Raw genomic sequence first — 22,735 nt, 5'->3', positions numbered from 1 at the left:
TTTCCTCACAAATTATTTATCGAATTGTTTATCAAAACGTCTATTAGAATAAGCGGTGATTAAAAAGGTAATAATTGCCATCGGAATTGAATAAAGCACAATATTGGCAGGAGTTGCAGTGTAGCCTAATGATTTCATGGTACTAGACATTAATAAGACACCACTTGAGGCGATGAATAAATTCTGAGAAAAGAAATTACCGAAATTATCAGTTGCGGCAGCTCTTCCTTTGATGAGATCGACTTGTTTGTCAGTCAAAGGCTTTTTGACACTGGCGGCTGCTTGTGCCATGGGGTTGATTAGTGGTCGAATGAACTGAACTTGACCTGACAATGCGATCCCCATAGCGTCAGTGATTTCACGAATAGCTAAGTAAAGGTTGAAAATCTTCCCCGCCGAGAGATTTTTAATTTTGCTGATGCCATTGACGGCTGCTTGTTTCAAACCGTGACTTTCAACGACTCCAATCATTGGTAATGTTAGAAAGAATAAGGAAACCATACGATTATCCATGAATCCCTTACCAAGTAACGTTATAACATGGTCAAATGACATACCAGAGACAAGTCCGGTTGCCAAGGCGGCTGCAATTACGACGGCGATGGTATCTAGTTTGAAAGCAAAACCGAGAATTATTATAACTATTCCAATAAGCTTGAAATATTCCATTAATTTGTCCCCCAATTATTAAATTTACCGCCTATTGTATCATGATATTTTAATAAATGTGTAATAATTCAAATATTATTAAAATATATTTAATTATACAAGAAATTCTCGATTCAAATTTCGCACGAAGAGGATATTATTTCTGTATAATAAACTTAAATTCTGATTTTGAGAGAGGTTTTAATGATGGCTGAAAAGAAAGCGTATGGAACGGTACTAATCAAAGCTAAGGCAATTCTGGATTTTATGATGTCAAAGGATTCAGGTGTCACGTTGAAGGATATCAGTGAAGGGATTCACGCCCCTAAGTCAACGACTTTAAAGATTTTGAATACGCTCAGTGAACAGAATATTGTTTGGAGAAATGAAGACAGTAAGCAGTATTATTTTGGAACTGAATTAATTGGTTATGGTCGTAGAGCCTTGGCTGATTTTGACATTAGTTTGATTGCTCTGCCATTTTTGAAAAAATTACGTGATGAAACTGAAGAGACGGTACATCTGGGTATTGAACAGGATGAAAAAGTTGTTTACTTGCAAAAATTAGAAAGTCCTCAAAGTATAAATTTGAAATCAAGAATCGGTGGCAAATTGAATTTATACAGTTCAGCGATGGGCAAGGCTTTGTTAGCCACAAAGACGGCTCAAGAATTGGATGAATATTTTTCAAAAGAACCACTGCGGGCAATAACTGATAATACAGTAACTAGTATTTCTGAATTGAATAGGCAGATTCAATTAGTGAAAGAAACCGGCTATTCGATTGATGACAAGGAGAACCAACCTGAGGTCGTCTGTATAGGAGCAGTTATTCAAAAAGGGCAACAAGTCTATGGAGCCTTTAGTGTAAGCACACCGAGTTATCGTTTGGATGAAAAACGAAAGCAACAAATTATTAAGGATGTTTTAGTGACGAAAAAAGAAATTGAAGAAGCATTATAATTCATTTGATAAAACGCTTTCAGTAGACTATATTAGAAGTATGATTTCCAATATGTGAAAGCTATTTCTATATAAGAAATAAAGAAAATCTGAAGAAGATTTTTTCTTTTTGATTTTTTAATAATAAACTTAGTTTCTTATTTAGGAAATTTAAAATCAAATGGAGGCAAAATTATGAGAGTTCTGACTTTTGGAGAAATGATGTTACGTTTAAAACCGAGTGAAAGTAAACGTATTTTGCAATCAAATTCATTCGAAGCAAACTATGGTGGATCAGAGGCCAATGTGGCTGTATCTTTATCCTTACAAGGCGATAAGGCGGCTTATGTGACTAAATTGCCTGATAATTTGTTGGGAGATTCAGCACTTGGAACGTTGAACAAGTACGGCGTTGATACTGATAAAATCTTGCGTGGCGGTCCTAGATTAGGGATTTACTTCTTTGAAAAAGGCAGCAGTATTCGAGGAACTAATGTCGTTTATGATCGTGCGGGAAGCTCGTTTGCTTTAGCAGAAGAAAAAGAATTTAACTGGGAAAAGTTATTACAAGGCGTTGATTACTTTTATTTCTCAGGAATTACGGCAGCTTTATCAAAAAAAATGCAAACTACCATTTTGGCAGCTTGCAAGTATTGTCAGGAACATAAAATTACTGTAGTGTTCGATACTAATTTCAGAGGTAAAATGTGGACTCCCAAAGAAGCACAAGCATTTTCTAAAAAAGTGATGCCTTACGTCAACATTTGTTTGGCTAACGATGAAGATTTCGAATCTAGTTTGGACATCAAAGCTTTTGATGGTGATATGAAGCATGGAATTGATCAAGCTGAAAGTTTCAAGGCTGGGATGAAAGAAGTTACCAAACAATATCCTAACTGCCATACGGTCGCAAGTATTTTGAGAAATATTAATTCCGTAGAAGACAGCAAGTGGTCAGCCATTTTATTGCGTGACGGCAAATTCTATGAAAGTCCAATTTATCAAATGCACGTTTATGAAGGTGTTGCCAGTGGCGATGCTTTTGGAGCAGGATTGATTCATGGATTCATTCATAACTTCGATGGTCAAAAACAAGTTGAGTACGCCATTGCGGCCAGTGTCTTGAAATTGACTATTTCTGGAGATCTCAATTTAGTCAGTGAAGAGGAGATTCAAAGCGTGATGAATGGTGCTAATGCGATGAGTCGTTAGTTTTTCAAAAGCAAGATTATTCCGAAAATAATTAAGATCATGAAGACGTATTTAGTAAAGTGCTGACTGTCGATTTTGGTACTGATCCAATTGCCTAAAGGTATGACGATAAACAATAAGGGAATGATGACTATTAACAGTTTGACTACGTCTAAACTCCACATTCCGGAACCCAATTGACTTAAAACAACTAAGCTTCCTACGCAAACAAAGTGTCCTTGTAAGATTCCTTTAAGCTTATCCGCATCCCATTTCTTAGCGGTTCCATAAATAACGATAGGGACACCGTGACTGTTGAAGGAAGCTCCTAAAATACCAGAAATTATACCGGCTAGATAATCGTATTTGTCATTGATTTGAAGACTCGATTTTCTAGGATGTCTTAAAGCATATAAATTGTAGGTTCCATAAATAATGATGAATAGACCTAGGAATTTCATAATAATAATTGGAGAGCCAAGTTTTATAATCAAAATTCCAATCGGAATTCCTAAGATTGATCCTAAGACTAAACGTTTTAGAGTCGACCAATCAATGTGCTGGTGATATTTGATTGCTACAGGGATTGCGACTAATAATCCTAGAGCACCGATCAGAGCAGTTGAGGTTTGCAGGTTAAATGAGATCAACGCCAAAAGTGGCATGGTTACTAAAGCTTCGCCGAAGCCAAAGACCGTTCTCATCAAAGCACCGAATAAAGCAATTAGTACTACTAATAAGTATGTCGTCATGTTGTATCCTCTCAAAAATATTTTTAGACCTTGAGATAATAGGGACATAACATGGTCAGCTTTCGAGCATTAAGATAAATGGACCAAGGTAATCGTAATTTTACCTTGGTCCATTTTTTTAAGCAAAAAAGCTATGTTATATTCCATATTTACACTGAAATTTAGCTAATAGATAATTATCTCCCAGGTTCTTATTTTTTTTAAAGTATTGGTGATAACAAACGTGAGAAACGCTGTTTGAAATGTAGCCACATGCCTTGTTCTTTGATAATATCGGGAGTCAACAAGATTGAATCCTTCATATCATTTTCAAAGGAACGAGCAATTTGATGAGCCACTTTGGCGTCGTAGATAAAAGCGTTAGCTTCAAAGTTTAAAGAATAACTTCTGAAGTCATGATTCATCGAACCAACAGAACCAATTTTTCCATCGAAAACAGAAGTTTTAGCATGCAAGAATCCTTTTTGATAGCTATAGATTTTGATGCCATAAGTAGTCAAAAGGTTAGCATAATATTGCGTAGCCCGGTAAATAAAGGGATGATCAGGCATACAAGGAATCATTATCCTGACATCAACGCCAGAACGAGCAGCGATTGTTAAAGCAGTAAACATCGCATCGTCAGGGACTAGATAGGGCGATTGAATCCAGACGCTCTTTTTAGCACTGACAATCATATCAATGAAGCCATCCTTGAGAATCTCCTCTCGACTATCGGGGCCATCAGAGATGATTTGGATAGGTAAATTAGCATTTTCATCGAATTTATCAGACGGGAAATACTTCTCCAAGAATTCCAAAGGTTCCGCATTACGATCAAGTGAAGCATTCCAATCACGGAAGAACCGTTCCTGTAGCAATAAGGTAGCAGCACCAAAAATCCTTGAATGGGTGTCACGCCAGTAGCCAAACTTTTCAGTCGTATTAACGTATTGGTCCCCAACATTAAAGCCACCGATCCAACCAGTAGTTCCATCAACCACAACAATTTTTCGGTGCAGATGGTAGTTCAGTCGCGTTTTAGCAATCACATTTTTTGAAGTGATAAAGGGGAGAACTTCTCCACCAGCGGCTTGAAATTCCTTGAAATACTTCGGCTTAGTTCCACCAGAACCCCAAGGATCATAAAGAATTCTAACTTCTAGACCTTCTTTAGCTTTTTGAGTCAGCAAAGTTAGAAATTCATCACCGATTTTACTTTTAATGAAGGCATAATATTCGACATGGACGGTTTCTTTAGCTTGCCTGATGTCTTTGAACATATCTTTGAATTTTTCTTGACCGTCAAAGTATAATTTAATTTCGTTATGACGTGTTAAAGGTGCTTCTTCAGTCTCGTTGAAGAACCTAATAATATGGTCTGCATAATGGGTCTCGTCATATCGAGAAGCATTTTGCGGACGCTTTTGTGCGGCAATAGCCATTTTCTTTAGCTGGCTTAAACTATAATGCTCTTGCTTACTAATATTGAAAATCTTTTCCTGAGCAATCCCACGCCCTAAAAATGCATAAATAAGGAATCCTAAGATTGGCAATAAGACAAGGACCAAGATCCATGCCCACGTAGTAACAATATTACGAGGTCTGTGGAAGACAGTAATAAGTGCAGAAATAGTATTGATGATTAAGATTATGAGAATTAGCCAGATGATCCAAGTATCAACCATAAAATAAATTTCCCTCTATTTATTTATATTAAAAATTTTACTTCAAAATCACGATAAAATCTAATTTTTGCGCAGAATTGAAAGCATAATTTCTAATTAATTTTGCCAATTAAAAAGACATTCCTCATAATCATATCACGATTACAAAGAATGTCTTTTATATTGTTTATAAGTTGAAATTACTTTGATAATTAATTTCGATTGTCACCGAAAACTATAATCAAACGTAACAATTGTAAGGCAGTGGAGATTACCGCAGCTACATAAGTTAAAGCGGCAGCAAAGAGAACTTTTCGAACCATAGGCACTTCATTGCTAGTCAATAAGTCGCCTGAACCAAGGATCTTAACGGCACGACTGGAGGCATTGAATTCAACTGGCAAGGTAACGACTTGGAATAAAACAACTAAGGCGAATAGCCAGATACCAATTTGAATTAAGGTTTGATTCATACCTAAAATTGCTCCGACGATTATCAAAGGAATTGAAGCATTAGAACCAAGGTTAACAGCAGGAACAAGTGCTGCTCGAGCTCGCATTGGAGCGTAATTTGTTTGGTCTTGAATCGCATGTCCACATTCGTGGGCTGCTACACCAATAGCCGCAACAGAAGTTGAATTGTAAGTCGATTCAGACAAGTTTAATGTCTTATTAGTTGGGTTGTAGTTATCAGTTAATTTACCACTGACTCTTTGAATTTGTACATTTTGGAGTCCAGCATTATCTAGGATGAACCTAGCAGCATCGGCACCACTAGTTCCATGATCACTAGGGACTTCATCGTATTTTTTGAAATTATGATTTACATACCACGAAGCCCATAAACTGATAACAAGACCAATAATTATCAGTAAATAGCTGGGACCAAAGAAACCATATCCATACATATATTTTTAACTCCTCTTTAATAGTTTTTCATTAAGAACAGTATAACCATTATTTGTGAAGTTTTCTTGAACAATGTGATCTAAGTCATTTATTTCAATTTCAGTTAGAGCAATCTGATCTTTAAGAAACATAAGTAAACGATTTGAAATTTCCATTTTTTCGGAGTCACTCACATCTTTGAAAGTTACCATCAAGGCAGCGTGGTGCTTCTCTAAATCAAGGTCGCTGAGACTGATCATTGCCGTGATTTGTTTAGTATCCTTTTTTTGAATGAACCAATAAATGCCATCGTTTCTCATAATGATTTTGGCAGTGTTAGAAATATATTTGGTGGTTGGATCAATTTCTTCATCTAAGAATTCACTAATCTCTTTCAAATTAAAACGACTAGGGAAGTCCCAGAAGAAATTCTCCGTAATAAATGGTCGATAAGATTTCATTTTTATATTTGTCATTTTAAAAATTCATCCTCCTTATGCCCTTAATTGGCTGTCTACTCGATAATCATACTCTTCTTAGCACTCTTATGTAGTTTATGCATAAATGGCTTAAGCGGCTCAGTACATAGCAAACCTAGCAAATAGAAGACGACGCCAAAGGCTACAAGAATAATAATATCTTTAGTAGCATTTGGCCAATAGATTCCACCGACCGCTTCACGAATCAGATTGACTGCGTAAGTAAATGGTAAATAAGGATTGATGAAACGGAAGAAGCCATCCGATAAGACCACAGGGAAGTTTCCTCCGGCTCCAGAAATTGAGAGAACTAAGATGATGATACCTAGTCCCTTACCAACCGTCCCAAACATCTGCACTAGTGAGTACAGAATCGAGATGAAGACGAAACTTACTAACATACAAAAGACAATCAACCAAACTTTTTCTTTAGTATAGGCGTTTAAAATAAAGAGATTTCCCAGTGCCGCGGCGATAGCTTGGAGTTGATTTAAAAACGCGAAGGTCAAGTAACGACCATTGAATCTTTGTTTGAAGGTATAAAGGAATTTTTGCTTTTCATCGAGTTTGAAATGAACCGTGAAGACACTTGATAGAAGCAAGGCACCGACCCAAATACACAAGGCCAAGTAGAACGGAGCACTAGCAGAACCATAGTTTGGAACATCGTAGAGGTTTTGTTGCTTCAATTTGACTGGATTAGAGAAGAAGTCGGATTCTTTATTAGCGTCAGATTTCATTAGTCTAATAATGGCGTTCAAGTCAACATCTTTTTTGCCCTTCTTTAAGAGCGTTGCTGAGTGGTGAACGTCTTTTTTCAATTGTGGCCAATCATTTTCAGCAAAATCATTAGCTGATGAAAGAGCTTGTTCTAATTCAGGTGTTTTAGAGTTGACTAAGTTCAAAGTAGTCGTCAATTCATTTTCAATTGATGGCAGTTGATATTGAACAAAGAAAGTTGCCTTGGCTAATTTATTTTTCAAAGTAGGGTAATCATTAGTGTAGAAATCGTTTAGCAAGTTGATTCCTGTAACGATGTTATTCATATTACCGTTAAGCATTTGATTAGCATCGTGAATCTCATTACCCACTGCAGGCAGTTGCTTTTGATATTTTTGTAAGTATGACAAGGCAGTCTTAAGGATACCTTCGGTGTTATTCAACAATCCGGGAACAGCCGGAATTATATCGGTGTTGAATTCACCCAATGTTGAACTGGCTTCTTTTAAGAGCGAATTGACATCATTGACAATATTAGAAACGCTGTCGAGAATGTTTAAATCTTTTACTGAAGCGATGCCGGAAGTTACTTTGTCAGCTTGAGATTGTAGATCAGTCAATTTACTTTGTAACTCGGTCGTATCAAGGCTGTCGTAATTATTTAAAATATCATTAGCTTTAGTAGCTAAGGTATCGTTGAGCGCGGCGAGATCATTTAAGTGTTGAATTGGTTGATTGAAGATAGTTGTCTGATCACGGCCCAACATTTCGGCAAGACGATTAAAGAGATTTTGTAGATCGGTCAACGATGAAGCTACTTGTCGAGAAATCTTAGCTAAGTGAGTAGCATCAGTTTCAACATTTTGAATGACCGTCTTCAATTGTTCCTTGAATTGTTGATTGGTTGGGTCTTCTTTAATCTTATCAATTAAAGTGTTAACCATTTCGGATGAACTGCTGATTTGTTTTCCTAGGTTGTAGGCCATGGATAAACCAGTATCAATAGTTGATTTGATGACTGGCAAAGCCTGTTGAATCTTAGGAATCAATTCATTAGTAATTTTATCAGTCGCATTCTTTGCGTCTTGACCAAGTTTTTGAACGTCAGGCATAACGTTTTGAACCTTTTGGATCACACCTAGTCCGTTTTCAACTTGAGTGATGCTAGAAGACATAAGATCACTGATTTTACCAAAGTCGGAATCGACCTCATTAATTTGAGTTCCCGCATTTTGAATTTCAGGAATCTTATTTTTTAATTGTTTTGAAGCGGTGTCGCCAACATCTGCTAGCGGCATATAATTATTGATATTAACTAATTTGTTAGCATCTTCATTTAATAAGGGAAGATAGCCGTACATATCGTTAACTTGATTAAGTTTTTGATTCAAATTAGGGACCATCGTGTTAGCTTTTTGCACTTTGTCCATAATATTTTGTAATTCAGGTATATTGTCATCGGTCGTTACAAGGAGTGACTCGAAACGCCGCAACATCGGAAGATTATCTTTTAGATCCATTCCCGATTTGTTTAACGCCTGCGTAACGGTCTTACTGATTGTACCGACGAATTCTGAAGAAATTGTATTCTGTAAAGTTGTCGCCCCTGTTTCGGTCAACTTCGGGGCTATGGCATTGATTTTCTGATTGACCGAGAAGACTAGATTCGGTTTCTTGATAGTTCCTGATAGGAAACTAATAATGTCTTTTGAAAAAGTTTTTGGAATGTAAATTCCAGCGTAATAAGAGCCATCTTTGACACCTTGATCGAGTTCTTTTTTAGAATCGACAAAAGTCCAACCTAATTTATGATTTTTCTTTAGGTTATCGACTAACTGATCACCAATCTCAATTTTTTGACCCTCTAATTTGACTGGCGTATCAGCTGAATAGACTGCTACTTTTAGATCGCTAGTGTTAGAATATGGGTCCCAAAGGGCCCAAACGTTAAACCAGCAGTACAGACAAGGTAAAATAACCAGAGCCAGCATTAATAACGTTGCGGGCTTGGATTTTAATGTCCTCTTTATGTCTAATTTGAATAGTTCCCAAGCTTTGATAGAAATCCCCTCCAAATCTCTGTTAAAACTGAACGTATTGTAATTATATAACGTTATGACAGCGGATTATAGTAAATGAACCCGTTGACCATTTTTAGAATCTCTGAATCATCATGAAGCATTGAGTGTTCTGCGTTTGAGCCCTTAATGAGATATTCAGTGTATTCCTTAACTCTAGGCTTGAGAATGTATGAAATAGACTTAGCAGATGTAACGGAGATGTATTTGTCACTATTTGAGTGATCGCCGACATTTCCAAAAATGTTCAAAACTCGTAAATCGTCTGAAATACTATTTTTATTCATAAAAATTCTAAAATACGTCGGACTCATAAAAGCGGGACGCCCATTCGGCTTGATCCGGTTAATGTTGGGAAGATCACCTAGACCGATAATACCGTTGAACGGAGCCGCTATGAGTACCAATTTTTTTAATCTTGGCATATAGGGACGCATTTTTTCCTTTAGGTTGACTAGTACTAGTGAAACCGCACCAAGTGAGTGACCAATTGCATCATAGGTAGTGAATTCATGTTTTAAGCGTAAGTCAAATAATAGTCTTGCCAACCAATATGCCATTTGGTTGCTGCCGACCCATTTATTTTGAAAAACTACCTGAACAATAGGATGCTCATCTTCAGTCCAAGTGTCTTCATATGTAACCTTTCCTCGCCAATCAATTATTGCTTTGAGAAATTGGTCCTTTGTTTTACCATTGCTTTTTAAAGCTGATTCAATCATTTTATGAGTCGTATAATCTCCACCACGGAATCCGTGGATATAAAGAATCGGCCATTGCCCTTTTTTCATAAATTCACCCCAACAAGATATTATTATATAATTATTATTGAGAAAAATTAACCAAATGAGGTATGACATTGCAAAAATATTATGCAGTACGACACGGAAGAAAACCAGGAATCTATTTAACATGGCCTGAATGTAAGAAACAAGTCGAAGGATTTACTGGAGCAAGATACAAAAGTTTTCCAGACAAAGCCCAAGCACAAGCTTTTCTTGACGGCAAAGATTCCTATAGTAAAAAGAAAACTACTAAGCAAAAAGTTTCTAATATCGAAGATTTTGACATAGTAGTTTATACCGATGGTGGTTCGAGAAACCACGGTAACGTTAAAGGTGGACACGTGAAAGATTCTGATAGAGCCGCTTGGGCCTATCACATCAACAATCACGGCCAAGTATATGAAGGGACTGACGGTGAATTTGGAGCAACTAATAACCGCATGGAGATAATGGCCCTAATTCAGAGTATTAAACGATTAAATGAGCTTAAAATCAACCAACAAAATGCGATATTTGTCTTAGATTCACAATATGTCCTCAACGCAATTACTAAGAATTGGCTCAACGGCTGGAAAAGAAGAGGCTTCAAAAAAGCTGATGGAAAAGTTGTAGCAAATGTGGAATTGTGGAGAGAATTGGATCAACTGTTACCGACTGTACCGAAGAAAACTTTTGAATGGACTAAGGGGCACGCTGAAAATGTCGGCAATAACCGTGTGGATCAACTATTGAATGAAACCATGGATAAAATGTAAGAGAACGGAACAAACATGGTCAGTTTTTACGCATTAAACAAATAGACCAAGGCAATCGTACTTTGATTATCTTGGTCTATTTGTTTTAATCAAAAAAAGTTCCAAGTAAAGAATCTAATCTTCACTCAGAACTATTTTCTTAATAAGCTTATTTATAAACTAGTTTGTAAACTTCACAAACGCAAGGTAATTCTTCATTGAACTCATGATGTTCCTCTTTATATTCGTTCTTGAAAAACTTCCAATGCTCTTTACGCCAATAATCCAAAGTTCGTGGACCTTCACCTTCGTGGTAGGCGTGTTCAGCGGAAACTTGTAGGAAAGGAACGATTTCAACGACCACAGTTTTAGTGATACAAAGTGGTTGTTGATGACCATCCAAGATAATTCCGTATTCGCCAACTTTAGGCAAAGGATCGCTTTCGTCTTGGGCATAGAGGTCATAAGCTGAAGTTGTAGCAGTTTTTATGCCGTCACTGATTAAATGTGCCAAACTATCCTGTTGTGCAATATCATTTGGATTGCCAAGAGAAAAGGCTTCGTAGTCGTCAGTAGTGACTTCTGAATGTTGCTGTTTAAAATTTTTCCAATAAGTTGGAATATCCATAATTTTACCTCGTTTAACCTTTACGTAGTACTCGTACTCGAATGAATTTTCCAATTTCGGTTACGATCAAGACGATTATTCCCATGATAATAGGGATGCCCCAACCGTAAGCAAAGTTAATATTAGTTGTATGGAAAATATCTTGCATGAATGGCAAGTAGACGATTCCCATTTGTAAGACGATCAGAATTGCTACGATATAAAAGGCCATTTTATTTTGGAAGAAATATTTAGAAATGACCGGATAATTGTTTCTTAAATTGAAGAGATAGAAGATCTTTCCAAATATGATAATGTTTAAGGCCATGGTGCTACCGACAATTTCAGGCATTCCTTGTCGAGTCAGCATATCATAAGCCCAAATCCCTAATCCAGAGATTAAGAAGGAAACATAGACGATCTCGAAGGTATCGAGCTTGGTCAACAGTCCCGCTTTGACATTTCTAGGACCACGAGCCATGATACCTGATTCCGGTGGTTCGAAAATAAAGGCGAATTGGATCGTCAAGGCTGAAACCATGTTGATCCAAAGCAATTGAGCTGGATAAAGTGGCAAGTCTTGACCAAGCAAGATACTGATAACCACAATTAATCCTTCGGCAAAACTAGTTGGTAATAGGAAACGAATAGTTTTACGGATATTGTCAAAGACGTGACGACCTTCACGGACAGCCACAACGATGTCAGCAAAGTCATCGTCGGCTAGGACCATGTTGGCTGATTCTTTAGCAACTTCGGTACCTTTGATACCCATGGCAACACCAATATCAGCTTGCTTTAAGGCAGGAGCGTCATTGACACCGTCACCAGTCATGGAAACAACGTGATCGTTAGCTTGTTGGGCCCGAACGATTCGTAATTTGTTAGCAGGAGTGGTCCGAGCAAAGACGTTATAATCATCAATTTTTGCTTTCAATTCGTCGTCGGACATGGCGTCGATTTCTGGTCCAGTGACAGCTTTGATGACAGAGTCTAAGTCTAATCTTTTGGCGATTGCTGAAGCGGTATCGGGATGATCTCCAGTGATCATTTTGACCTTGATACCAGCCATACGTAATTCATGAATTGAGGCTCTAGCTTCTTCACGAGGTGGATCAATGATTCCCACCATACCAGCTAGATTCAAATCACTGATCTGTTTTTGATCAATTGAATCTGTGTCAGAGCTAACTACTTTATATGCTAAAGCAACAACTCTTAAACCATCAGCGGAGAGTTTCTTGATGGTATTGTTCCAATAATTTTCATCAGTTTCTTTTTTGCTTAAATTAATGATAGTAGAAGGTGAACCTTTAACCATAAGGATTCGTTGTCCATTGAAATTAGCTAAACGAGCGGAATAACGGAAAGCGGAATCGAAAGGCAATGAATCGACCTCATCAACTTCGGGGTCTTTGCCAGCAATTTTTCGATAAAGCGTCGTTAAAGCACCATCAGTCGGTTCACCGTTTAGTTCCCAACGATTATTTTCAAAGTGGAGTTGAGCATCAGTCGTTTGACCAGCAATATTGACCAGCCAATTCATATTAGTATCTTTGGTCCAGTCATATTTCTTACTGCCTAGTTCCAAATTACCCTTGAAATCGACTCCACCGTCAGCATCATATCCAACGCCAGTAACGTCAAAAGTATGATCCAAAGTAACAACTTTTTTGACGGTCATTTCATTCTTAGTCAAAGTACCAGTTTTATCAGTATTAACGATGTCAACCGCACCTAAAGTTTCTACGGCGGGCAATGACTTGACGATAACGTTTCGCTTAGTCATCTTTCTTGTACCCATAGCTAAGACAACTGAGGTACTAGCAGGTAAACCTTCGGGCATAGAACCGACGACCATCGTTATAACGGAGATCAAAAGGGTTGGTAAACTGTAAGTATCAATGAAGTAACCAATGATAAATAGTAAGACTGCGGCTACAACGATAGCAACGGATAGACCAAAACCTAAAGAATTCAAGTTTCTCATCAAAGGTGTTGGCTTTTCCTTGACAGTTTCAACGGAATCTTGAATCTGACCGATTTGGGTATCAGCGGCTGTAGCAATGACGATACCCAGTCCAGAACCGCTAGTTACGGCAGTCGAAGCGTAGACCATATTCTTTCTTTCAGCCAGAGGTAATTTAGCCTGCGTGATAGGTTCCTCAATTTTATCGACTGGATTAGTTTCCCCGGTCAAAACGGATTCCTGGACGCTTAGATTATCGGCGGAGATTAGTCGAATATCGGCAGGGACGGAATCTCCGGCTTCCAAATTAACTAGATCACCGACGACTAAATCGCGTGAATCGGCCTCTAGTTTCTCGCCTCCACGGAAGATAAAGTTCTTTGAAACCAGTAGTTCTCGGATTTTTTCCAGAGCGTTGCCGGCTTGTTGTTCCTGAATGTAACCGATAATGGCATTGGCAATGATGACAAGGCCGATAACGATTGAATCGGAATACCGCTTCATAAATAAAGTCATAATGGCTGAAGCAGCTAAGATATAAATGATACTGTTGTTGAATTGCTTAATAAACTGAACGAATTTGGAAGTTTTCTTCGTCTCCAGTTCGTTACGACCGGACTTTTTCAAGCGACGTTCGTATTCCTCATTACTTAAGCCGTTTTCAGCATCGGTTTGGTAAAGTTTGACTAACTCATCCTCAGTTAATTCCCATAATTGTTTTGAATCGTGTATCGGGACATGATCCGAATCAGAATTTTCGGATGAAGTAGGTTCGTAAGAATTTTCGTCTTGCATTAAATCAGTTTCTCCTAATTATTTAACATGAATAATCCTTTTTAAAATTAAAAAGATATTAATATGATTATAAATGTTATCTGTATAAAAAAACAACACCTTCATAAGAAGATGTCATTTTTTATTAATTGAATAGTCCACTGAAGAATGAAACAATACTATCCCAAATTCTCTGTAGGAAGTTACGATTCTCTTCGGTATTTAGATTATTGAAAACATTTTTGGCTTTACTCATAATATCGGAGCTCAATTTTTTAGCTTGTTGCTTGAAGTTTGAATTGTTTAGAGCACCAGAATTCTTGATTTGTACCATCAGATTAATAATCTGTTGTTTTTGATTATTATTGATGATATTTTGCAAGTTGTTCTTTTGTAAGTTGTTATTAACGATTGTAGTAATTTGGTTGACGGTGACATTGTCGCCTTTGTTAGCCATATCTGATTTCATTCCGGCAACGGCATTGTTCAATTGTTTATCGGAATATCCATCAGTACCCTTATTAGAATCGGTAATTTTGCTTAAAACGTTCATTTCTTTTTGAGCAGCGTTGACTTGGCTTTGATTCAAAGTCTGACCACTATCCGCATAAGCGGCATAAATTCCGGCTAAAGCACCAGATCCATCAATTGGGGTAGCAGATGTTACATAGATGTTGGCATCACTGATACCGGCAGTTACCGCAGCATTACGATATTGATCAGCAGTGATAGTGGTGATGTTGTTCTTACCATTGTAATCAACGATTTTGACATTAATACCAGAACCGGATGAAGTCTTTTGAATCAAGGCTGATGACCAAACTCCATTGTTACTAGTAAAGGAGCTACCACTAGGGTTCAAATACTTTACCAAAGTGTCTCCAGTGACAGTAATGGTTTTATAATCGCCACTTACTTGTGAAGACAATGCATCAATAGTTCCTTGACGTTGGCTAGAAGTTAGAGACGTTCCTAAAGTCATAACCGGTTGGTCGTCTAGACTGTCAGCTTTTACATTTTGAGTTGTGAAGACTCCTAATGTAATCAAGGATACTAGTCCTAATAAAATGATATTTAACTTTTTCAAGGTTTATACCCTCCTTAAGTCTAATTAAACCAAATATGTGTGAAGAATTCGAGAAGTTAGGTAAAAAAGTTCTCTTGATAAAGAATAATTTATATTTGAATATAATTATTTAACGAATTTTAAATCAAAAAATGACATTATGTCAACTATTTAGTAAATTTGGTATATACCTATTGAATAATAGCGCTTTCAAGAATATACTCATTTATGTTGTAAGAGCATTTAGCAACAGAAAGTGGGGGTATTGTTTTGAAAAAATTTATGGATTGGCTCCAAAATAAAATCATGCCACCGATGGCAAAAGTCGGGAATAATAAATATTTAGTTTCGATTCGGAATGGCTTGGTTCTCACATTGCCAGCAATTATCAGTGGTAGTGTATTCTTGATTATTGGTAATATTCCAATCAAAGCTTGGACAGATTTGATAAAGCCATATATGAATATGATCAGTGTGGCCGTTAATGGTTCTTTTGGGATTATTTCATTATTGGCGGCGATTGGGATCGGTTATGAACTGGCTAAGGAGCTGCATATTGACGCTATTTCTGGTGCCGGACTTTCGACAATGGCATTCATTATTGTTTCATTCAATGATAAGTTCAAATTAGATACTAATAATTTTTCATCATCTGGTTTATTTACAGCAATTATTACAGCAATGATTTCAGTTTTGATTTTAAATTTCTTTATTAAAAGAAATATTGTTATTAAATTGCCAAACGGTGTTCCAACAGCCGTTTCTAATTCTTTTGTTTCACTATTGCCGGGATTTGTTATCTTATTATTGTTTTGGTTTGTCAGAATGCCATTACATATTGATATCAATCAGGTCATCCAATCAATTTTCCATCCGTTATTGTTTGCGATGAATACTTTACCGGGAATCTTAGTTTATACATTCTTAGTCAGTTTACTTTGGGTGTGTGGTATTCATGGTGATATGACTTTGGAAGGAATTGCGGACCCAATTTTTCTCCAATTCTTAGCCGCAAACGGAACAGCCTTCGCACATCATCAACCGCTGCCTTACGCAACTGCATCTGGCTTCTCAAGTTTGATGGTCAATGTTGGGGGAACTGGTGCTACGATTACTTTGGTCGTTTTGATGCTATTTTCTAAGAGTAAGACCTATCGTGATTTAGGAAGAGTTGCCTTTCCGGGTGCACTTTTTGAAATCAATGAACCAGTTATCTTTGGTTTCCCTATCGTTATGAATCCGTTGACGATGATTCCATTCATCGTTATTCCACTAGTATTGGCAGCTGGCAGTTATTTATTGATCAGTTTAGGCTTGATGAATGCTCCAGTTGCGATGGTTCCTTGGACGATGCCACCAATTATTGGTCCTTTGATGGCCACCGGTTGGGATTGGCGTGCGGCTGTTTGGTCAGCTGTCGAATTAGTTTTAGCCGGAGCAATGTATTATCCATTCTTTAAAGTTGCTGAAAAAGGAATGGTTGCTAAAGAAAAGACAATGGCAAAAGATTAATTTAGAATTGATATGAATTTAGACATAATACCCTGATAGAAATCGTTTAGTTGAGTTCTGTCAGGGTATTATTATAGTGCAAGCATATGTCTAAATCTGTCTAAATGGGAGAAGAAACCTAGTCGGGAGCAAAATTTCGGTGATGGCTCAAAATCGTGTCGGCTATGTTCCAGCCAATCACAGGAATTTTGTGGACGATGGCATACTTAATTAAAACAATTAATTTTTAAATTGATTGACTTAAAATGGCAATCAGAGCCAGTTTATGCTACCCTGTAGGTTCTAGGATTACGCTTAAGTAAGTAATTAAATAAAAAGGATTAGGTGAAACACAATGAAAATTGTCGTTCTCTCAGGTGGAAGAAGTACAGAAAGAAATGTTTCTTTATCTTCCGGTGTTAAAATCACCAATGCACTACGTAGTAAGGGCTACGAAGTAGCTTATGTCGATTCATTTTTAGGTAAGGATGTAGCAGAAGATAAGATTGATGATCTTTTTACGACTGAACCAGAAGATGATAGCAAGTTAGTTATTGATGATGAAGTACTAACTGATGAAAAAATCAATGCTCTACGGACTGATGGTACTAAGGGGCTTCTGGGTAAAAATGTTTTAAACATCTGTCGTCATGCCGATATTGTCTACATGGGACTTCATGGTGAAGATGGCGAAAATGGTAAAATGCAAGCTGTCTTCGATGTCTTTGATATTAAGTACACAGGTAGTGGCTCGTTAGCTTCAGGTTTAGCAATGGATAAGAAATATTCTAAAGAAATTTTTGTTCAAGATAGTATTCCAACTGCTAAATATACTACAACTAAGACGGATAAAATTTTATCCGAAGATATACCTTTCAACTATCCAATGGTAGTTAAGCCATCTAATGGTGGTTCAAGTGTTGGAACACACATCGTTAAGAATGCTACTGAATTAAGAGAATCCGTTGCCGATGCTTTGAGATTCGATGATGAGGTCTTGATTGAAGAGTATATCAAAGGTCGCGAATTCTCCGTTGCTATCGTTGATGGTTTGGTGCTTCCAGCTGTGGAAGTTACAGTTGATACTGGCTGGTATGATTTCCAACACAAATTCCAAGCTAACAATGTAACGCATTTCATCACTCCTCCAGATAATTTGGATGATGAGATTCACAGTAAGATGCAAGCTTTAACTAAGAAGACTTTTGAGTCATTAGGGATGAGCAATTACGGTCGTGTGGACTTCTTGTTGCGTGATGGCCAACTTTACGTCATGGAGGCTAATACTTTACCAGGTATGACGCCATTGTCCTTGATGCCTAGAGAAGCTGAGGCTGCTGGAATTTCTTATGCTGACTTGTGTGAGAGAATCATTATGAGCAAGATGCATTATTATGATAAAAAGAATAAGTAATCTTTTAAAGTTATTGATGGTGATTAGAATTTCTGATCGCCATCTTTTTTTATATGAAGACAGATAGTCTTTTTTTGATTAGACCGTGGTATAGACCAGTGAATAATGGTATAATGAAAACGTTAAAATTAGTAAGGAGACTCGATAATGTCATATTATATTCATGCTAAAAAATTCTTTTTAAAAAATACAACTGAAAACGGTGGCTACCTAGAAGTTACTGATGACGGTAAATTTGGTAAGTTCTTTACTACAGATGATGAAAAACCTGAAGGCAAGATTGTTGATTACTCAGACAAGTTCATTGCTCCGGGTCTTGTGGATACTCATATTCATGGTCTATGTGGTCATGATGTTATGGATGATGATTTTGGTAAACTTAATGAAATGTCAGAAGGTCTATTAAAGGCAGGTGTTACTTCATGGTTGCCAACAACATTGACAGCATCACATGATCAACTAAAACACATTTGTCAAACAATCGGTGACAACTATAAAAAAGCTACTGGTGCTAAGATTCAAGGGATTCATTTTGAAGGTCCTTTCTATACTGAAAAGCACAAGGGTGCTCAAAATCCTAAGTATTTCAGAGATCCAGATGCTGAAGAATTCAAAGACTGGCAAGATGCCGCACACGGCATGATCAAGAAGATCTCAATTGCCCCTGAAAGAAAGGGTGCTCCAGAGTTTGTTAAAGCTGTTGCATCTAATGATGTTGCTGTATATTTGGGTCACAGTGATGCCACATTTGAACAAGCTAAGGCTTGTGTTGAAGCTGGTGCTACTGGATTTACACATACATACAATGGTATGAGTGGCTTGAATCACCGTGTACCTGGTATGGTTGGTGCTGCACTTTCAATGCATTTAGTTGATGATGAATTGATTTGTGATGGTCACCACGTTAACCCATTTGCTGCTAGAATCGTAATTGAAAAGAAGGGTGCTGAACATGTAGCCCTAATTACTGATTGTATGCGTGCTGGTTTAATGCCAGACGGTGATTACGTACTAGGTGAATTACCAGTTGTTGTTGCTAATGGAACTGCTAGATTGAAAGATGAAACACATAACTTGGCAGGTAGTATCTTATTGTTGAAGGATGCTATTAAGAATGTTGTTGACTGGAATATCGCTACAGAAGAAGAAGCTGTAGAAATGGCTAGTTACACAGCTGCTAAGAGTTCAAAGGTTCTTGATAAATGTGGTATCATCGCCGATGGCAGAGATGCTGACTTTATCGTACTTGATGATGATATGACATTGTCAGAAACATATCTTGACGGTGTTTCAAGATACCAAGCTTAAGATAATAATTAGAATTCTAAATTAAAACTAAAAACTGAGGCTACGTGAATAGACACCTCGGTTTTTTTAGTCCCTTGCATTGCTGTTGTATACTCTACTTATCAGGAGGATTATTATGAATAAAAAAATTGTCGCTCATAGAGGGATACCAACACTAGCGCCTGAAAATACGATGGCCTCGTTTAATGAGGTAGTTAATCGGGATGTTAAATGGATCGAAACTGATTTGAGTATTACTAAAGATGAAAAAGTCTTCGTCATTCATGACGACAAATTAAATAGAACCACCAATCAATCTGGATCTATTGAAACTCTTGATAGTGATTTGGTTTCAAAGGCTGACGCGGGTTATTGGTTTGCGGAGAAATTCCGTGGTGAAAAAATACCAACTTTAGACCAGCTGATCGACTTTCTTAATATCCACAAGATTAATGCTAATATTGAACTAAAAGGTGTTGTAGGGGACAATGCCAATTATTTAGCTGATAGATTAGTTGAAGAGTTTGCGAAATCCTTGGATAGATTAGATGAACATGTAGAGTTGATTATTTCGAGTTTCAATCCTATTATGTTGGAAAAAATGTATAAATTAAGACCTAACTTGAAATATGCAGTCTTATTCAGTCGGGCAACGCTTGGAGATGATTGGAATCTAGTTATGCAAGCTTGTCACGCTAAGATAGTTCATCCTGATGGTTCTTCACTAACTGAAGAAAAAGTTAAACAGATGAAAGATTATGGGTATGAAATTAATGCTTGGACAATAGATGACGTTAATCGAGCTCAGACACTTCTTAAGTGGGGTGTGGATGGTATTATTACTAATATTGCTGATCGTATGAGCTTCTTAGAAGAATAAATAAAAATAGTCCCGAAAGAAGTTTTAAAAACTTTTTTCGGGACATTTTTGTTTAAACTGTATTTCTTTTTAAGAGGATTTATCATGATGAGTGACAATTCTTTATTCTTAAGAATTATCAAGAACTTACTTGAAACACGAGGCTTATTTAATATCATTTTCTGAACTTACAAAATCTTTATTTAAATTGATTTTGCGTCATCTCCTTTGCAACCTGTTTTTTGAATTGTAACTATCCCATTCATTACAATTACCGCGACTACGATCTTATTAATCGGTGACATTTTGGTAAGTGTAAGCTCACATAGTGAGTCTTTGAGGGAGGAAAAACATTGCTTCTTCTTTTTCGTTCCTCTTACTTTTAAGTATAAACGATATAATTGGTTATCCAAGATAAAGGCTATATATCATACCTTTTGTATAATTGGTATACCCATGATCAAACGCTATCTTCAATGTTCCAACTAAGATTAGAACTGTAATGTCCAGGCAAAAAGTGATCCTTATCTATGTGCAATAAGAGACCATCATCATGACTCCAAATAACGGATTGAAAAATTTTTCCTAAAGTAGATTCGGAGACTAGAACTTTATTATTCAAAGTTGGTTGATAAGAGTCATTACTATATAATCTTAAGTCGGCTGGTAAAATATTTCCCTTATCATTTTTAAAAGGAGTTAATTGTTTCAAAAAGAGTTTGAGATGAGATCTATTACGGCGTTGGTCGTCGATCGTAATGACAGCATTAGGATCATTTGTTTCGTAGGTTCGATGTTTGATTTGGTGATGATCAAAGATGGTTATAGGTTCAAAGTTTATATCCTTAAAAGATGCAGTTAATTTATTGCTTAAATAGTTAATGCTCAATTCTGGGCCTTTGCTGGTATATTCATCAGAGTCTGGATCTAATCCGAAAAGCGTGGGGATTGAATTAAACGTTTCACGATTAGTGATATTACCCACTGTGGTGGAAACATCGAGGGTCTTCTTTTCATGCATTACTAGATTGTGAAGATTTATTTTGAGCTGTTGTCTGTCATTATTAGTAGTGGTGGAAATATCTTGAGGATTGATTTCTTGATTATTGACTTTAATGTTATCGACTGAAGTGTTGAGGTGTAGTGGTAATAGTAAATAGGAGTCGTGAATGGAACGTTTACTATTGTTAGTTAAGTTTAAATGGTAATCCAAATGGTCGTTACTAGTCACATCGTTTATAACGGTGTCTGTGTTATTTATATTAAAATCTCTATTCGACAGGGCAGTTGTTATTTGCACGTCAGGATCATTGGGTGGCAAGACCGTTAACGTCGCTGCTCTGGTCGTGACGCTTTTTTTGGTATTATTGACGATTATTTGAGCATAGTATTGGGAGTCATTATCTTTTGTAGTGACTTTAGAAGTAGTATATGCAATTTGACCAACAGGATTATTTTCTGTCGCAACCAATTCTTTTTTTTGCCCAGAAGGCTGTTTATACCACTTGACAGTGATATTGCCATTCGTTTCATCTCGAGAATTTTCATCGGTTCCTTGAAGTTTAAAAGTGGCACATTTTCCAAATGCGACGGATTGATTAGTCAAACCGCCACCGATATTAATTTCTTTGTGGCCTTGGACAGTGGTGCCGTCGACATTTTGAATAGTTCCAATTACGTTAACAATTCCAGAATTACCGACAGTATTGGCAGTTATTACACCGTCCTTGTCGATAGTTGCTAAATCGGGACGATCTGTCGACCAATTGACTGGCTCAGTGGAATTAATGGGGAATTTTTGAGCGCGGGCAATAGTTTTATTATTAACGATATTATTATTAATGTTGAATAGATAATTACTATCGGTCTCTATTTTTATATCGGTCGCATTGATAGGTTGAGGTAAAACGTGAACAGTGGCGACCTGGGAAGCATATGACCAAATGGGAAATAAGGTATTTAATTGGTAATATGTGATTTCTGGACTGCTGATATCAGTTTTTAGATTTAAATATTTGTGTCCATTGATTGAATTACTTGCCTTACTCCAAGATTTTCCATCAGTAGATTGCCACCAAGTATAATGGGTAAATAGTGGTGGTGTATACCAAAAAGGCCAGTCGATGTCTGTTCTGATTTTTAAAGTATCTCCTGCAGTAATGTAGTAGTCTGGTTGAGGTTGAGTGACGTATGCGGTATTAGTTAAAACACCCAGGATTCGCTTTGGACCAGGACTAGGAGCGTATTTAGGAGTATAAGTATTGGATGAGTCAGCAACTATAATTTGTTCGTTAGTGAGCACCACAAAAAAAGTTGTGAACATTACAACTAAAGTAAAAAGCAGTTTGATTACTCGTAATTTGAAAATAACCACAATTTTATCCCCACTAGTTTAGACATATTTT

At 37.0% G+C, this 22,735-nt stretch carries 18 protein-coding genes; 7 read left to right on the top strand and 11 right to left on the bottom strand.

The genetic code is table 11. The annotated features are described in order from the left end of the window. Window positions 1–12: 12 nt before the first annotated feature. On the bottom strand, window positions 13–669 hold the full coding sequence (locus LA20249_RS07160; protein ID WP_057737078.1) for a DUF969 domain-containing protein: 657 nt from the start codon (window positions 667–669) through the stop codon (window positions 13–15). Window positions 670–855: 186 nt separating this feature from the next. On the opposite strand from LA20249_RS07160, the gene LA20249_RS07155 reads away from it, so the two are divergent. Both LA20249_RS07155 and LA20249_RS07150 read left to right on the top strand, forming a co-directional pair. Next, the gene (locus tag LA20249_RS07155) at window positions 856–1,611 is read left to right on the top strand and encodes an IclR family transcriptional regulator (RefSeq protein WP_235806725.1); all 756 of its coding nucleotides are present in this window, start codon (window positions 856–858) and stop codon (window positions 1,609–1,611) included. Window positions 1,612–1,782: 171 nt separating this feature from the next. Continuing rightward, complete coding sequence (locus LA20249_RS07150; protein ID WP_101836889.1) at window positions 1,783–2,802, top strand: sugar kinase; 1,020 nt, start codon at window positions 1,783–1,785, stop codon at window positions 2,800–2,802. On the opposite strand, the gene LA20249_RS07145 is transcribed toward LA20249_RS07150, so the two are convergent. The 6 genes from LA20249_RS07145 to LA20249_RS07120 form a co-directional block, all read right to left on the bottom strand. After that, a complete protein-coding gene (locus LA20249_RS07145) occupies window positions 2,799–3,533 on the bottom strand; it encodes a sulfite exporter TauE/SafE family protein (RefSeq protein ID WP_057737073.1) in 735 nt (244 codons plus the stop codon). The genes LA20249_RS07150 and LA20249_RS07145 overlap by 4 nt on opposite strands. A 200-nt stretch (window positions 3,534–3,733) precedes the next feature. After that, the gene (gene cls, locus LA20249_RS07140) at window positions 3,734–5,200 is read right to left on the bottom strand and encodes a cardiolipin synthase (protein ID WP_057737071.1); all 1,467 of its coding nucleotides are present in this window, start codon (window positions 5,198–5,200) and stop codon (window positions 3,734–3,736) included. A gap of 191 nt (window positions 5,201–5,391) precedes the next feature. Then, on the bottom strand, window positions 5,392–6,087 hold the full coding sequence (locus tag LA20249_RS07135) for a zinc metallopeptidase (RefSeq protein ID WP_057737069.1): 696 nt from the start codon (window positions 6,085–6,087) through the stop codon (window positions 5,392–5,394). 6 nt (window positions 6,088–6,093) lie between these two features. Continuing rightward, window positions 6,094–6,543: a hypothetical protein gene (locus tag LA20249_RS07130; protein WP_057737067.1), complete on the bottom strand. Its 450-nt coding sequence runs from the start codon at window positions 6,541–6,543 to the stop codon at window positions 6,094–6,096. A gap of 38 nt (window positions 6,544–6,581) precedes the next feature. Next, window positions 6,582–9,341: a YhgE/Pip domain-containing protein gene (locus LA20249_RS07125; protein ID WP_257790471.1), complete on the bottom strand. Its 2,760-nt coding sequence runs from the start codon at window positions 9,339–9,341 to the stop codon at window positions 6,582–6,584. A 38-nt stretch (window positions 9,342–9,379) separates the two neighbouring features. After that, window positions 9,380–10,135 carry an alpha/beta hydrolase gene (locus LA20249_RS07120; protein WP_057737066.1) on the bottom strand — a complete coding sequence of 252 codons (756 nt, stop codon included), beginning with the start codon at window positions 10,133–10,135 and terminating at the stop codon, window positions 9,380–9,382. Window positions 10,136–10,203: 68 nt separating this feature from the next. Here LA20249_RS07120 and LA20249_RS07115 point away from each other — a divergent pair, with 68 nt between their 5' ends. Continuing rightward, window positions 10,204–10,884, top strand: a complete 681-nt coding sequence (locus LA20249_RS07115; protein ID WP_083477864.1) for a ribonuclease H family protein — start codon at window positions 10,204–10,206, stop codon at window positions 10,882–10,884. 148 nt (window positions 10,885–11,032) lie between these two features. Here the strand turns inward: LA20249_RS07115 and LA20249_RS07110 are convergent, their stop codons facing one another. The 3 genes from LA20249_RS07110 to LA20249_RS07100 all read right to left on the bottom strand — a co-directional run bounded on the left by LA20249_RS07110 (window position 11,033) and on the right by LA20249_RS07100 (window position 15,282). Beyond that, a complete protein-coding gene (locus LA20249_RS07110; RefSeq protein WP_057737062.1) occupies window positions 11,033–11,491 on the bottom strand; it encodes an ASCH domain-containing protein in 459 nt (152 codons plus the stop codon). Between the two features lie 13 nt (window positions 11,492–11,504). Further along, the gene (locus LA20249_RS07105) at window positions 11,505–14,234 is read right to left on the bottom strand and encodes an HAD-IC family P-type ATPase (protein ID WP_057737059.1); all 2,730 of its coding nucleotides are present in this window, start codon (window positions 14,232–14,234) and stop codon (window positions 11,505–11,507) included. A 124-nt stretch (window positions 14,235–14,358) separates the two neighbouring features. Beyond that, window positions 14,359–15,282, bottom strand: a complete 924-nt coding sequence (locus LA20249_RS07100) for a DUF1002 domain-containing protein (RefSeq protein WP_235806730.1) — start codon at window positions 15,280–15,282, stop codon at window positions 14,359–14,361. Between the two features lie 267 nt (window positions 15,283–15,549). Here LA20249_RS07100 and LA20249_RS07095 point away from each other — a divergent pair, with 267 nt between their 5' ends. The 4 genes from LA20249_RS07095 to LA20249_RS07080 all read left to right on the top strand — a co-directional run bounded on the left by LA20249_RS07095 (window position 15,550) and on the right by LA20249_RS07080 (window position 20,351). After that, the gene (locus LA20249_RS07095) at window positions 15,550–16,791 is read left to right on the top strand and encodes a PTS sugar transporter subunit IIC (RefSeq protein WP_057737055.1); all 1,242 of its coding nucleotides are present in this window, start codon (window positions 15,550–15,552) and stop codon (window positions 16,789–16,791) included. A 334-nt stretch (window positions 16,792–17,125) separates the two neighbouring features. Beyond that, entirely contained in the window at window positions 17,126–18,184 is a 1,059-nt protein-coding gene (locus LA20249_RS07090) for a D-alanine--D-alanine ligase (RefSeq protein ID WP_057737053.1), read from the top strand. Between the two features lie 147 nt (window positions 18,185–18,331). Then, a complete protein-coding gene (gene nagA, locus LA20249_RS07085) occupies window positions 18,332–19,492 on the top strand; it encodes an N-acetylglucosamine-6-phosphate deacetylase (protein ID WP_057737051.1) in 1,161 nt (386 codons plus the stop codon). A gap of 115 nt (window positions 19,493–19,607) precedes the next feature. Further along, the gene (locus LA20249_RS07080; RefSeq protein ID WP_057737049.1) at window positions 19,608–20,351 is read left to right on the top strand and encodes a glycerophosphodiester phosphodiesterase family protein; all 744 of its coding nucleotides are present in this window, start codon (window positions 19,608–19,610) and stop codon (window positions 20,349–20,351) included. A 439-nt stretch (window positions 20,352–20,790) separates the two neighbouring features. Here the strand turns inward: LA20249_RS07080 and LA20249_RS07075 are convergent, their stop codons facing one another. Further along, on the bottom strand, window positions 20,791–22,704 hold the full coding sequence (locus tag LA20249_RS07075) for a hypothetical protein (RefSeq protein ID WP_057737048.1): 1,914 nt from the start codon (window positions 22,702–22,704) through the stop codon (window positions 20,791–20,793). Between the last annotated feature and the right edge of the window lie 31 nt (window positions 22,705–22,735).

This window comes from Companilactobacillus alimentarius DSM 20249 (genome assembly GCF_002849895.1).
In the GTDB taxonomy this organism is placed as follows: domain Bacteria; phylum Bacillota; class Bacilli; order Lactobacillales; family Lactobacillaceae; genus Companilactobacillus; species Companilactobacillus alimentarius.
Note: the sequence above shows the minus strand (reverse complement) of the source record. Positions and strands in the feature narration are given on the sequence as shown.